The 11943-nt window shown below is 60.6% G+C and carries 13 protein-coding genes; 5 read left to right on the plus strand and 8 right to left on the minus strand.

The annotated features are described in order from the left end of the window. Positions 1–86: 86 nt before the first annotated feature. A complete protein-coding gene (locus tag ACSSNI_RS01035; protein WP_200639984.1) occupies positions 87–2639 on the minus strand; it encodes a hybrid sensor histidine kinase/response regulator in 2553 nt (850 codons plus the stop codon). Between the two features lie 225 nt (positions 2640–2864). Continuing rightward, positions 2865–3575, minus strand: a complete 711-nt coding sequence (gene mtgA / locus ACSSNI_RS01040) for a monofunctional biosynthetic peptidoglycan transglycosylase (RefSeq protein ID WP_200639983.1) — start codon at positions 3573–3575, stop codon at positions 2865–2867. A gap of 71 nt (positions 3576–3646) precedes the next feature. Between mtgA and ACSSNI_RS01045 the strand changes: the two genes are divergently transcribed. The 5 genes from ACSSNI_RS01045 to ACSSNI_RS01065 all read left to right on the plus strand — a co-directional run bounded on the left by ACSSNI_RS01045 (position 3647) and on the right by ACSSNI_RS01065 (position 7502). Continuing rightward, positions 3647–4021 carry a DUF423 domain-containing protein gene (locus ACSSNI_RS01045; RefSeq protein WP_200639982.1) on the plus strand — a complete coding sequence of 125 codons (375 nt, stop codon included), beginning with the start codon at positions 3647–3649 and terminating at the stop codon, positions 4019–4021. Between the two features lie 106 nt (positions 4022–4127). Beyond that, positions 4128–4328 carry a sulfur carrier protein ThiS gene (gene thiS / locus ACSSNI_RS01050; protein WP_148925481.1) on the plus strand — a complete coding sequence of 67 codons (201 nt, stop codon included), beginning with the start codon at positions 4128–4130 and terminating at the stop codon, positions 4326–4328. Positions 4329–4411: 83 nt separating this feature from the next. Further along, positions 4412–5206: a thiazole synthase gene (locus ACSSNI_RS01055; RefSeq protein WP_073299185.1), complete on the plus strand. Its 795-nt coding sequence runs from the start codon at positions 4412–4414 to the stop codon at positions 5204–5206. A 73-nt stretch (positions 5207–5279) separates the two neighbouring features. After that, entirely contained in the window at positions 5280–5990 is a 711-nt protein-coding gene (trmB, locus tag ACSSNI_RS01060; RefSeq protein ID WP_102836652.1) for a tRNA (guanosine(46)-N7)-methyltransferase TrmB, read from the plus strand. Positions 5991–6164: 174 nt separating this feature from the next. After that, entirely contained in the window at positions 6165–7502 is a 1338-nt protein-coding gene (locus ACSSNI_RS01065) for a DUF1329 domain-containing protein (protein ID WP_200639981.1), read from the plus strand. Between the two features lie 70 nt (positions 7503–7572). Here ACSSNI_RS01065 and ACSSNI_RS01070 read toward each other — a convergent pair whose 3' ends face one another. The 6 genes from ACSSNI_RS01070 to metX are packed head-to-tail and all read right to left on the minus strand — an operon-like array spanning position 7573 to position 11876. Further along, positions 7573–7896 carry a DUF3392 domain-containing protein gene (locus ACSSNI_RS01070; protein WP_159966892.1) on the minus strand — a complete coding sequence of 108 codons (324 nt, stop codon included), beginning with the start codon at positions 7894–7896 and terminating at the stop codon, positions 7573–7575. A gap of 9 nt (positions 7897–7905) precedes the next feature. After that, positions 7906–9093, minus strand: a complete 1188-nt coding sequence (gene hemW / locus ACSSNI_RS01075; protein ID WP_200639980.1) for a radical SAM family heme chaperone HemW — start codon at positions 9091–9093, stop codon at positions 7906–7908. Then, positions 9090–9686, minus strand: coding sequence for an RdgB/HAM1 family non-canonical purine NTP pyrophosphatase (gene rdgB, locus ACSSNI_RS01080; protein WP_148925477.1), 597 nt, complete (start codon positions 9684–9686; stop codon positions 9090–9092). Before rdgB ends, hemW begins: the two co-directional genes overlap by 4 nt. Further along, positions 9683–10105: a DUF4426 domain-containing protein gene (locus tag ACSSNI_RS01085; RefSeq protein ID WP_148925476.1), complete on the minus strand. Its 423-nt coding sequence runs from the start codon at positions 10103–10105 to the stop codon at positions 9683–9685. The genes rdgB and ACSSNI_RS01085 overlap by 4 nt, the downstream gene beginning before the upstream one ends. A gap of 22 nt (positions 10106–10127) precedes the next feature. Further along, positions 10128–10727: a methionine biosynthesis protein MetW gene (gene metW, locus ACSSNI_RS01090; protein WP_159966896.1), complete on the minus strand. Its 600-nt coding sequence runs from the start codon at positions 10725–10727 to the stop codon at positions 10128–10130. 9 nt (positions 10728–10736) lie between these two features. Next, positions 10737–11876 (minus strand): homoserine O-succinyltransferase MetX, encoded by a 1140-nt coding sequence (gene metX, locus ACSSNI_RS01095; RefSeq protein ID WP_102836658.1) that lies wholly within the window; start codon positions 11874–11876, stop codon positions 10737–10739. Between the last annotated feature and the right edge of the window lie 67 nt (positions 11877–11943).

Raw genomic sequence — 11943 nt, forward strand, 5'->3', positions numbered from 1 at the left:
CATCCCGAGCCTAGAGGCGCTGCAACTGCAGCGCCTTTTTTATAGTCGACCGAAAGGAAGGGGTCGAATTCGGATTACCGCTGGCATCAGCGGCAGTGCCTGGAGTGCTCCAGGCTGTCGGTAAGGGCAATCAATAACTGGGCCGCGCTGATGGGTTTGTGTAGCCAGGTGATCCCCGTGTCCTCGGCGTTCTGCTCGAAATGGCTGGCCGCCGATATCACGATAATCGGCAGGTCACGCGTGTCAGGGTTGCGACGCACTTCGTCAATCAGATCGCGTCCGCTGCCGTCAGGTAGATGTAAATCTAGCGTCATGGCCTCGTAACGGGTGCTCGCCAGCTTGTCTCTTGCCGCATGCAGGCTCTGCACGCGATCGACCGCGTAACCGGCATCGCGCAGCATCAGCAGTAGCAACCGGCCAGTGTCCGGCTCGTCTTCGATCACTAGCAGGCGAGGCTGGCCTTGGTCCGGCGCCATGGTGGCCGACTCGAGGATTGGCAGCTCGCACCAGAACGTTGTGCCTTGGCCTTCGGCTGTATCGAAGCCGACACGGCCGCCCATCCGCTCGATGAATTCCTTGGTAATGGCGAGCCCCAGGCCAGTGCCGCCCTTCTGGCGACTGTCGGAGGCATCAGCTTGCGCAAATTTTTCAAATACCCGCGTCTGGAAGCTTACCGGGATGCCCGGCCCCTGATCGGTCACGCTGATGCGAACATGGGTGGGGTCAGGCTGGCTGCAATGCAGAGTGACCTGACCTCCTTCCGGGGTGTATTTGATCGCGTTCGAAAGGAAGTTGGTCAGAACCTGCTGCAGGCGCAAACCGTCGACCCATACCTGCACGTTGAGCGGGTCACACAGTATGCAGTCCACCCCAAAATGTGCGGCGAAGGCCTGGTTGCTGGTCATCGCCTCATCCAGCAATTGGCGTAGCGAGTGCTCGCGCATATCGAAGGTCATCTTGCCTGCGGTGATCTTCTCCATGTCCAGCAGATCGTTGATCAGGTAACCCAACCGCAGGCTGTTGCGGTGCGCGATCTCCAGCATCTGCTGGATGGCAGGCGGAGCGTCGCCCAGGGCGCCGCCGGTGATCAGGCCCAAGGCACCGCTGATCGATGTCAGCGGGGTGCGCAGCTCGTGGCTTACCGTCGAGACGAACTCGTCTTTCATTTGTTCGATGCGCTTGTGCTCGGTCAGATCCATGCTGGTGCCGCTGATTCGCAGCGGCTGGCCGTCGCGGTCGCGCTGGATGTAACCGCGGATGAGCACAGGCGTGATCTTGCCGCTTTTGTGCTGCAGACGTAGCTCGGTGGTGAAGTGATCAACCGCCGAGAGCATGGTCTGGGCCAGTTGGGTCCGCTCCTGAGGCAGATCGTCAGCTACGATGAGTCGCTCCCAGAGCTTGAGATCCGAACTCAACTCGCCGGGACGGTAGCCGAGCATGTGCCAGGCGCGCGGCGATGCATAGAAGGTTCCCGCTTCCAAGTTCATGTCCCACAGCCCGTCATTGCTGCCTTTGAGGGCAAGGCTGAGGCGTTCCTCACTGAGCTGAAGGGCGCGTTTGTTTTCGCGGATGTCTTCGGTCATCTGCTGGGCCAGCGCTTCGGCACGGCGGCGTCTGAGCAGCAGCGAAAACGTCAGCAGGAACAGCAGCGCGCTCAGGCCGGTGCCGAGGCCCGTTATCAGTCCTTTGTTGGTATGGAAAAACTGCTCGAAGGCCGGACGGCTCTCCAGGCGCAGCGTCCATGTCTGGCCATAGAGATTCAGCTCTACCACCTTGCTGTATTGGGCTTGCCCGATATCAGGGGCATCTTGACTGGCAAAGATCAGCTGCTCGGCTTGCTCGGTATCGCCTGCGTAGATGTGCAAGCTCAGGTTGGGGTTGGCTGCGCCTAGGATTCCTCGCATCAGGTCGTCCAGGCGGTAGGGGCTGTAGACGAAGCCCTTCAACGCTTGCAAACGCTGAGTCACCGACGTTAACGGCTCATCAGGATGGTAGAAGGGTACATACATGAGGATGCCCGCCTGTACCTTGCCGTGAGTTTCCTGGCGTAACGTGACTTTCCCTGTGATCTGGGTTGTTCCGGTTTCGGCAGCGCTGAGCATGGCCTGCCGGCGAACCGGCTCGGAGAACATGTCAAAGCCGAAAGCGGCCAGGTTGCGATCGCGGAAAGGTTCGAGGAAGACGATGGGGGTGTATAGCGAGCGGTCCGTCCCTTGCGGGTAGACATCGTAGTCGGTATAGCCTTCAGCCCGGACGCTCTGCACATGGTTCTCGAGATCAGACGGCAGCAGCGCCTTGGCAAAGCCGACCCCCTGAATGCCTGGGTAGCGCTCGGCCAGATGCAGTCGCTCGTTGTATTCACGCCACTCCGCGCGCGAGACCTCTCCAGAGGCATCAAACAGTCCAGCCGCCCCGAGCAGGATTTGCTCGTGGTCCGTCATGCGTTTATGAATAGCTTCTATGGTGGTGTTTACCAACAGGTCGAATTGCTTGAGCGCGGCCCGCTCCTCTTTCATCTGCAGATGATTGAGAAGGGCCAGCTGTACCAACAGCGCCAACCCGAGTACGAGCCACGCGATGCTGTTACGCCAGTGAAAGAATTGCCGCACCTTGCTGAAAGGTGCACTTGTTTCGCTCATGCTATCTGCCGTGCGTGAGTGACGAATGGCGAGAAGGTATCGTCGCCTGGTTCGGCGACCTTCCTCACATGCGGGGCGTAGCCCGGCATTCATCCCATATATTCATCGCAGCTTACTCGCTGGGATGGCGTACTGCCATAACGCCCCGACAGAGCGCACCGGCTGTTTCCTTGGTGGCTGGGCGAGCTCTAAAGCCGGCCCGTCACGGTATGTTTCGGGTTGCCTTCAGCGTGACTGACTCGCTGATAGTTTGTTCAGGTATCCGCTGCCGCCCAGTTGCCTCACCTGCTTCCGTATCCAGGCGGCGCGACTGCGCACATGCGGACCGGGTCGACCGGCATTCCACTCGCGAGGATTGGGCAGTACAGCGGCCAGCTGGCTGGCCTGGCTGGCAGACAGGTAGGGTGCGCCAATGCCGAAATGATGCTGCGCAGCGGCTTCGGCGCCGAATATCCCATTGCCCCATTCGACGCTGTTCAGATAGACCTCGAGAATCCGCTGTTTCGGCCACAGCAGTTCTATCCAGCCGGTGAACCAGACTTCCAGTCCCTTGCGCAGCCAGCTGCGTCCGGACCAGAGAAACAGGTTCTTCGCCACTTGCTGGCTCAGGGTGCTGGCGCCACGGAGCGAGCCGCCACGTTCGTTGTGCTCGAATGCGGCGCGAATCGCGGCGATATCGAAGCCCCAGTGGTCGGCGAATTTCTGGTCTTCGGCTGCGATGACCGACATTTTCAGGTCGTCCGGCAGTTCTTTCCAAGGCCGCCAGTTGCGTTGCAGGTCAACGCTTTCACCGCTGGTCCAGGATTCGATCTTGCGTTCAACCATCAGCGCAGTGAAGGGCGGCGGCACCCACCGCAGCACCAGCACCAGCAATACGGACAAAGCCGTCAGCCATAGCAGCAGTTTGGTGAGTCGGCGTAGCAGGGCTCGAAGCATGGGGCGTGGTCGCAACCGGGGAGAACGGGCATTATAACGGTGCATACAGTCCCTGACCGGAAGGCCCCCGAATGATTCGCCCGTTTCTTATGCTAGCTGGATTCTTCGGCTTGACTGGCGTCGCGCTTGGCGCCTTTGCAGCCCATGGATTGAAAAGTCGTCTGGCTGTTGACTACCTCGCCGTGTTTCAGACCGGCGTGCACTACCAACTGATCCACGCGTTGGCGTTATTCGGCATCGCCTTGCTGGCGCTGCATGCGCCGAGCCGTCTGCTGGTCGCCGCAGGAGGCTTGTTTACGCTGGGTATCCTGCTGTTTTCCGGCAGCCTCTATCTGCTGACCCTGACGGGCGTCGGCAAGCTTGGAATCATCACACCCATCGGTGGCACGGCGTTTCTGGCCGGCTGGATCTGTTTGATGGTGGCCGCCTGGAACCTGCGCGTCTAATGCGGACCGCATGCATGCGGCGGAGATGAATGGTGGCTGCGGCTGCCTTGGTGGACCGAGTCGATCGGGCTAGAATGCTGGCCCTTTTGCAATGGTGGCGATCACTATGCACATCCAGTTGAACGGTGAGCGCTTCGAGCTCCCTGACGGTCAGTCGGTGGCCGATCTGCTGCAGCGCCTGGAGCTGACTGGGCGCAGACTGGCGGTCGAGCTCAATCGCGAGATCGTGCCGCGTAGCCAACATGCCGCGACGACGCTGGTCGAGGGCGACCAGATTGAAGTCGTACATGCGATTGGCGGCGGCTGACGAGCCCGCCGCGTCGATAATTCCCGGACGTCGCCCGTGCAGCGGCGTATTTCACGCTTCATTGATCTGTACAGGATGGTCGCATGAGCCCAGTTCCGCACGACAAACCCTTCACGCTTGCGGGCCGCACCTATCAGTCGCGCCTGCTGGTAGGCACCGGTAAATACAAAGATCTCGACGAGACCCGAGCCGCCATCGAAGCTTCCGGTGCGCAGATCGTCACCGTTGCGGTGCGCCGTACCAACATCGGCCAGAACCCAGGCGAGCCCAATCTGCTGGATGTGATCTCGCCGGACCGCTACACGATCCTGCCGAACACTGCTGGCTGCTATGACGCCGAAGAGGCCGTGCGCACCTGCCGCCTGGCCCGTGAACTGCTCGATGGGCACAAGCTGGTCAAGCTGGAAGTACTGGCGGATCAGAAGACTCTGTTCCCCAACGTGATTGAAACCCTCAAGGCCGCGGAAGTGCTGGTCAAGGATGGTTTCGACGTCATGGTGTACACCAGCGACGACCCGATCATCGCCCGTCAGCTGGCCGAGATGGGTTGCATCGCGGTCATGCCCCTGGCTGGTCTGATTGGTACGGGGTTGGGTATCTGCAATCCATACAACCTGCGCATCATTCTTGAAGAGGCCAAGGTTCCAGTTCTGGTTGACGCCGGGGTAGGCACTGCCTCCGACGCGACCATCGCCATGGAGCTCGGCTGCGAAGCCGTACTCATGAATAGCGCGATTGCCCATGCGCAGAATCCGGTGCTGATGGCTGAGGCGATGAAATACGCGATTGACGCTGGCCGCCTGGCCTATCTGGCCGGCCGCATGCCGAAGAAGCTCTATGCCAGCGCCTCCTCGCCTCTGGAAGGCCTGATTCGCTAGTTCTCCCTTTCCTGTTTCTGGCCGCGTGATCGCTCGATCACGCGGCCAGCCTTTTTTAACTGTAGGTTCGTTCATGAGTGACATTCCAACCCCAGCCGAGGGCCAACGGCGCATGCGCACCATCAAGAGCTTCGTGATGCGTGCAGGTCGCATGACCGAAGGGCAGCAGCGTGGTCTGGATCAGGGCTGGCCCCGGTTCGGTCTGGAGCTGGCGGACGGCCTGCGAGATTTCGATGAGGTCTTCGGGCGACAGGCACCGCGTACGTTCGAGATCGGCTTTGGAATGGGCCACTCCACCCTGGAAATGGCCGCGGCGGCTCCTGAGCAGGACTTCATTGCGGTTGAAGTGCACTCGCCAGGCGTAGGGGCGCTGCTAAGCGGACTTCTGTCACAAAATCTGAACAACGTACGCATCTACAGTTGCGATGCGCTCGAAGTGCTGCGTGAATGCGTCCCCGATGCCAGCCTGGATCGGGTCCTGCTGTTTTTCCCCGATCCCTGGCACAAAAGTCGCCACCACAAGCGGCGCATCGTCCAGCCGGCATTCGCCGAACTGGTACGGCAGAAACTCAAGGTCGGTGGTGTGTTGCACATGGCGACCGACTGGGAAGCCTATGCGGAGCACATGCTTGAGGTCATGAGCGTTGCACCTGGTTATCGTAACCAGGCCACGAGTGGCAGCTACATCGAGCGTCCCTCGGAGCGTCCAACGACCAAGTTCGAGCGGCGCGGTGAGCGACTAGGCCACGGCGTCTGGGACCTCAAGTTCGAGCGCATCGACTGATCCATTGAAATACGCGTCACCGTTACATCCGGCAGAGCCGCGACCCAGCGGCCCAGGGACGATCCAATAACGAGAAATGCCAGGAAGGCACGATTCCCAACGCCTCAACGAGCGCTCTGCCTGCGGGTCAGAGCCGTCATCTGCCGCGCCAGCCGCGCTGCAAGGAGCAAACAGATGTACAGAAAATTCGGAATTCTGCTGCTGGCGGCCTGCGCCAGCCAGGCTCAAGCCAAGGTCGACGACATGCAGGCTGTGCGCCTCGGCCAGGATCTGACCCCGCTGGGTGCCGAGCGCGCTGGCAACGCCGCTGGCACCATTCCGGCCTGGACGGGGGGCGTGCAGCCACCGGCAGGCTACGAAGTGGGCATGCACCACCCGGACCCTTATGCGGCAGACCCGGTGCTCTACCAAGTGGATCAGAGCAACGTCGGGCAGTACGCTGCCTTGCTGCCAGAGGGTCTGCGAGCGCTGGTCGAACAGTATCCTGACTTCCACCTGCGGGTATTTCCAACACGTCGCAGCGCCAGCAACCCGCAGCGCATTTATGACGCTACACGGCTGAACGCGGTCAATGCCGAGTTGATTGCCAACGGCAACGGGATCAAGGGTGCCTTCGCTGGCATTCCATTTCCCATCCCTCAGGACGGGATGGAAGTGATCTGGAACCATGTCTTGCACTACAAAGGCGACCAGACTCACTTCGTCAACAATCAGGCCGTCGTCATCAACGGCAGCCCGACCTATATCAAACGTGATCGCGAGATCTACTACGTCTACAACCGTGAAGGCATGACCCAGGCCGACCTGGACAATACTTCGCTGTACTACAAATACCGTGTGACCGCGCCGGCCAAGCTCTCGGGAACTGCTCTGGTGGTTCAGGACCCGCTCGATCAGGTCCTGGCGGTGCGCAAGGCCTGGCGCTACAGCCCGGCTGACCGCCGCGTTCGGCGGCTGCCGTCGCTCGCTTACGATTCGCTGCAGCCCGACACCAGCGGTCTGGCCACAGCGGATGTGGTGGATTCCTTCAACGGCGCACCGGACCGCTATGAGTGGAAGCTGGTCGCCAAGCGCGAAATGCTGGTGCCGTACAACAGCTACGCGGTCCACCAGCAGGGCATTCCCTACGACAACATCGTCGGTCCGCGTACCTTGAATCCGGAACTGCTGCGCTATGAGTTGCATCGGGTCTGGGTCGTCGATGCCACTCTACGCAAGGGCTACAGCCATCCCTATAGCAAGCGCCGGTTCTATGTCGATGAGGACAGCTGGTCGATCCTGGCGGTCGACCTGTACGACGAACAGGGGGAGCTGATCGGCCTGCAGGAGAGCCATCCGATCAGTTACTACGAGCTTCCGATGTTCAACAGCACGGTCGAAACGCTATACCACCTTAAAGAGGGCAACTACTTCGTCGATGGGTTGGATAACAACGAGCCGATGTATGACTTCGGCGCCAGGCTTGGTCCGCGTGACTTCTCGCCGGCAGCGCTGCGTCGTGGTGGCAACTGACAGAGTGCCAGTAAACAAGAAGCCGCCTAATGGCGGCTTTTTTGCGCCTGGATCTGGCGGCTTTGCTTGATCAGTTGCGGTCGGCGACGACGCCGATAATGAACAACACCAGCAGCAGTACCGGCGCCAGGGTGTAGTTGTTGAACTGCGCCAAGCCCTTAGCCAGCCAAGGGCTGAGATAGATGATGCCTAGACCGTAGACCAGCGCGCAGAAGATCACAAAGGCCAGTGTTCGAAGGACGAAGTTGAGTCCGCCGATGTTTTTCTGCACCCACGCATTCAAGGCGGGGCCGAACAGGACAAACAGCGTGGCCATGATCGCCAGGGAGATATCAAACAGGTGGTGGCGACTCCAGCGCGACAAGGTGGCGATGAGGTCCAGTACGAGATCCATGCAGGGTCCTTAGGGCAGGAAAAGTTGCAACAGGTCGTTGAGAAAAAGCTGGCCTTTGGCGGTAGCCACCAGCCGCTGCGGGTCAGGTTCCAGCAGGCCGCGCGCTTCAGCGTCGAGTCGTCCGGCGGCCAGCAGGCCCAACGAGAGGCCGGTGCGCTGAGTGAACATCAATGAAGGCACGCCGTCGGTGAGGCGCAGCACGTTCATCAGGAATTCGAAGGGTAATTCGTCCCGTGCGAGCTGCTTGTGGCCCGCACGGAAGCGTTTGTCCGGGTCGAGATAGTCTTTGGGCAGGCGGGTTTTCCAGTGCCGGTAGATCTCGCCGTCTGCTGCGGTCCACTTTCCATGGGCACCCGCACCGAGGCCGAGGAAGTCGCCGAAGGTCCAGTAATTGAGGTTGTGCCGCGCCTGCCGACCCGGTTGCGCATAAGCCGAGGTTTCATACTGGCGATAGCCGTGTTCGGCGAGCAGCGCCTGTCCGGCTTCCTGGATGTCCCAGAGGGTTTCGTCTTCCGGCAATCGGGGCGGCTTGTTCCAGAACTCGGTGTTCGGCTCGACCGTAAGCTGGTACCAGGACAGGTGCGTTGGCTGCTGGGCAATGGCAATGCGCAAGTCGCTCAGCGCGTCCTCCAGGCTCTGCTCAGGCAGGCCATGCATCAGGTCCAGATTGAAGTTGTCGAAGCCCGCCGCGCGCGCCATGTCGGCGGCCCGGATCGCTTCGTCGCCATCATGGATACGACCGAGGGCCTCCAGCTTGGCGGGCTGGAAGCTCTGGACGCCGATCGACAAGCGGTTGATGCCCAGACTGCGATAGTCACGGAATTTTGCCTGTTCGAAAGTGCCGGGGTTGGCCTCCAAGGTAATTTCGATGTCCTCGGCGAACCCGACCCGCTGCCGCATGCCGTCAAGGATTCGCTCCAGTGCGCTGGCAGAGAACAGGCTCGGCGTGCCGCCGCCGAAAAAGATCGACGTCAGCCGGCGGCTCTGGATCTGCTCCAGATCGGCATCCAGGTCAGCCAGCAGCGCGTCGACATAAGCGTCCTCGGGCAGCGAGGCACCGGCAGCATGGGAGTTGAAGTCGCAGTACGGGCATTTGCGCACGCACCAGGGAATGTGAACGTACGCCGCCAGCGGCGGCAATCCCAGGCGCGATGCCGCAGGCGGCTCCGGAGCGCCGCCGCTGGGAACTGCGGTCATGCGATCCCCAGCCGCTGCTTGAGCAGGGCCATGGCGCGGGCGCGGTGGCTGAGCTGGTTCTTGTCCTTCGGTGCCAGCTCAGCGCTGGAGCAGTCACGTTCCGGCACCCAGAACAGCGGGTCGTAACCGAAGCCATGCTCCCCTTGGGCTCTGTGCAGAATGCGGCCCTGCCAGAGTCCTTCACAGAGAATCGGCAGTGGATCATCAGCATGCCGCAGCAGTGCCAGCGCGCAGACGAACTGTGCGCCACGTCCGGCGTCCGGCACGTCCTTCAGGGCATCGAGCAGTTTGGCATTGTTTGCCGCATCGCCCTGGCCATTGGCGTAGCGTGCCGAGTAGATGCCGGGTGCGCCGCCCAGATGATCCACAGCCAGCCCGGAATCATCGGCCAGCGCCGGCAGGCCGGATATGCGCGCCGCGTTGCGTGCTTTGAGAATGGCGTTCTCGACAAAGGAAAGCCCGGTTTCCTCTGGTTCGATGTCGCTGAATTCACCAATCGAGCGCACACGCACGGCGTCGCCGAGCATGGCCTGCAGCTCCTTGAGCTTGCCGGTGTTATGGCTGGCCAGCACCAGTTCGTTGAAAAGCATCATTCGTCCGGGAAGACTTCTTGGCTGAAGTCGAAGTTGATCGCCGGGGCGCCGGCAGGCTGCACGTTCAGGTTGAAGCGCAGGGTTTCTTGCGAGTCGAAGGGGAACTGAGCCAGGTAGTAGATGGCCTGCTCGCCTTCTTTCAACTGCTTGAAGTTCAGGGTGTAATCCTGTCCGAGGAGGTTTTTCACCGTGCCACTGACCTGCGCTGCGGTCGGTTTGCCGGACTTGAGCACCGATATGTTGAGCACGCCTTGAGTCTTGCTGCGCACCAGGCCAGCTGCGGCGGCGATGTCAGGCTGCAGGAAGCCGGAATTGAAAGCGATGTAGTGCACATCGTATTCGCCGACGCTGTGTTTGCGCTCGGCCACGGCGGGCAAAGCGAATAGCAGGGCGAGCAGGCATAACAAGCTAGATTTCATGAGTTACCTCCAGCAATAGCGGTCAGCGGACGGCTCCGGTGACACGATAGATACCGATTTCACCAATCAGATTAGGCCACAAGCGACTCGCCATGCCGTGCTTGTGATGGCGATCCACGGCCAGGCGCTCAAGCACCCGTGCGCCGAGTTCGTGGGACAGTCGCTCGAAGTCCTCGAAGGTGCAGAAGTGAATGTTCGGCGTGTTGTACCAGGTGTAGGGCAGAAAATCCGACACCGGCATGCGGCCTTTGCTGGCCAGGTACCAGCGGCAGCGCCAGTGACCGAAGTTGGGGAAGGTGATGATGCATTCGCGGCCGACCCGTAGCATTTCCTTGAGCAGCTTGTCCGGGTAGTGGACCGCTTGCAGCGCCTGGGTCATGACAACCATGTCGAAGCTATCACTGGCGAAGTTGCCGAGGCCCTTGTCGAGGTCTTGCTCGATGACGTTGACACCTTTCTCGACGCAGGCGGCAATGTTGTCCGGGTCGATTTCCAGGCCATAGCCGCTGACCTGCTTGTTGTCCCGAAGCCAGGCCAGCAGGTCACCGTTGCCGCAGCCCAGGTCGAGCACGCGGCTCCCCGCCGGGATCCAGTCTTGGATGATGTCCAGGTCGGCGCGCATATGGGTTCCTTATACGGCGATGCGGTTCATGTAACCGCGAAAGGCCTGTAGATAACGAGGGATCGGAATCAGGAAGGCGTCATGGCCCTGAGGAGCGTCGATCTCCAAGTAACAGACGTTTTTGCGCGCCGCCATCAGCGCGTCGACGATTTCGTGCGAGCGCTCAGGCGAGAAGCGCCAGTCGGTGGTAAACGAAATCACGCAGAAGTCTGCCTTAGCCGTCGACAGGGCCTTGGCCAGGTCATCTTCGTAGGCTGCGGCCGGGTCGAAATAATCCAGCGCCTTGGTCATCAGCAGGTAAGTATTGGCATCGAAGCGGCCGGAGAACTCTTCGCCCTGATAACGAAGATAGCTTTCGACCTGAAATTCTACGCTGTTGAAATCGTAGTTCAGCTTCTCGCTCTTGAGCCCACGACCAAACTTGGTGCCCATGGCGTCGTCGGACAGGTAAGTGATGTGGCCGACCATGCGTGCCAGCATCAGGCCCCGCTTGGGAATCACGCCCTTCTCTTGAAAGTGGCCGCCATGAAACTCTGGATCGGAGAGGATGGCCTGGCGCGCGACCTCATTGAACGCAATGTTCTGCGCTGACAGCTTGGGTGCAGAAGCAATCGCCACGCAATTACGCACGCGCTCGGGGTAACTCATGGTCCATTGCATGGCCTGCATGCCGCCTAGGCTGCCACCGACTACAGCAGCCCACTGCTCAATGCCGAGCATGTCGGCCAGGCGGGCCTGGCTGTTGACCCAGTCCTCGACAGTAACAACCGGGAAATCCGCGCCATAAGGTTTGCCCGTGGCTGCATTGATGCTGCTGGGGCCCGTTGAGCCATTGCAGCCGCCGAGGTTGTTCAGGCTGACTACAAAGAAACGGTTGGTGTCGATGGCTTTGCCCGGACCGATGCAGCTGTCCCACCACCCCGGTTTGCGGTCTTCCGCGTCATGGTAACCGGCGGCGTGGTGATGGCCTGACAGCGCGTGGCAGATGAGCACGGCATTGCTGCACGAGGCGTTGAGCTCGCCGTAGGTTTCGTAGATCAGCTGGTAATCGTTCAGCGTGCGGCCACAGGCGAGTGCCAGCGGCTCGGCGAAATGCGCGACCTTCGGACTCACCAGACCAACGGAATCGGTTGGGATAGCTGTGGGCATCGACCCTGGCTCGTACTGGAAGAAGGCGGCAAAGTCTAAAGGTTAGCGCGCCTCAATTCATCCTCAA

Source organism: Stutzerimonas tianxiuensis, from assembly GCF_053470365.1.

Excerpts from the sequence above, each read along its gene's own strand:
- ACSSNI_RS01035 (WP_200639984.1), bottom strand. The coding sequence starts at position 2,639 with ATGAGCGAAACAAGTGCACCTTTCAGCAAGGTGCGGCAATTCTTTCAC.
- mtgA (WP_200639983.1), bottom strand. The coding sequence starts at position 3,575 with ATGCTTCGAGCCCTGCTACGCCGACTCACCAAACTGCTGCTATGGCTG.
- ACSSNI_RS01045 (WP_200639982.1), top strand. The coding sequence starts at position 3,647 with ATGATTCGCCCGTTTCTTATGCTAGCTGGATTCTTCGGCTTGACTGGC.
- thiS (WP_148925481.1), top strand. The coding sequence starts at position 4,128 with ATGCACATCCAGTTGAACGGTGAGCGCTTCGAGCTCCCTGACGGTCAG.
- ACSSNI_RS01055 (WP_073299185.1), top strand. The coding sequence starts at position 4,412 with ATGAGCCCAGTTCCGCACGACAAACCCTTCACGCTTGCGGGCCGCACC.
- trmB (WP_102836652.1), top strand. The coding sequence starts at position 5,280 with ATGAGTGACATTCCAACCCCAGCCGAGGGCCAACGGCGCATGCGCACC.
- ACSSNI_RS01065 (WP_200639981.1), top strand. The coding sequence starts at position 6,165 with ATGTACAGAAAATTCGGAATTCTGCTGCTGGCGGCCTGCGCCAGCCAG.
- ACSSNI_RS01070 (WP_159966892.1), bottom strand. The coding sequence starts at position 7,896 with ATGGATCTCGTACTGGACCTCATCGCCACCTTGTCGCGCTGGAGTCGC.
- hemW (WP_200639980.1), bottom strand. The coding sequence starts at position 9,093 with ATGACCGCAGTTCCCAGCGGCGGCGCTCCGGAGCCGCCTGCGGCATCG.
- rdgB (WP_148925477.1), bottom strand. The coding sequence starts at position 9,686 with ATGATGCTTTTCAACGAACTGGTGCTGGCCAGCCATAACACCGGCAAG.
- ACSSNI_RS01085 (WP_148925476.1), bottom strand. The coding sequence starts at position 10,105 with ATGAAATCTAGCTTGTTATGCCTGCTCGCCCTGCTATTCGCTTTGCCC.
- metW (WP_159966896.1), bottom strand. The coding sequence starts at position 10,727 with ATGCGCGCCGACCTGGACATCATCCAAGACTGGATCCCGGCGGGGAGC.
- metX (WP_102836658.1), bottom strand. The coding sequence starts at position 11,876 with ATGCCCACAGCTATCCCAACCGATTCCGTTGGTCTGGTGAGTCCGAAG.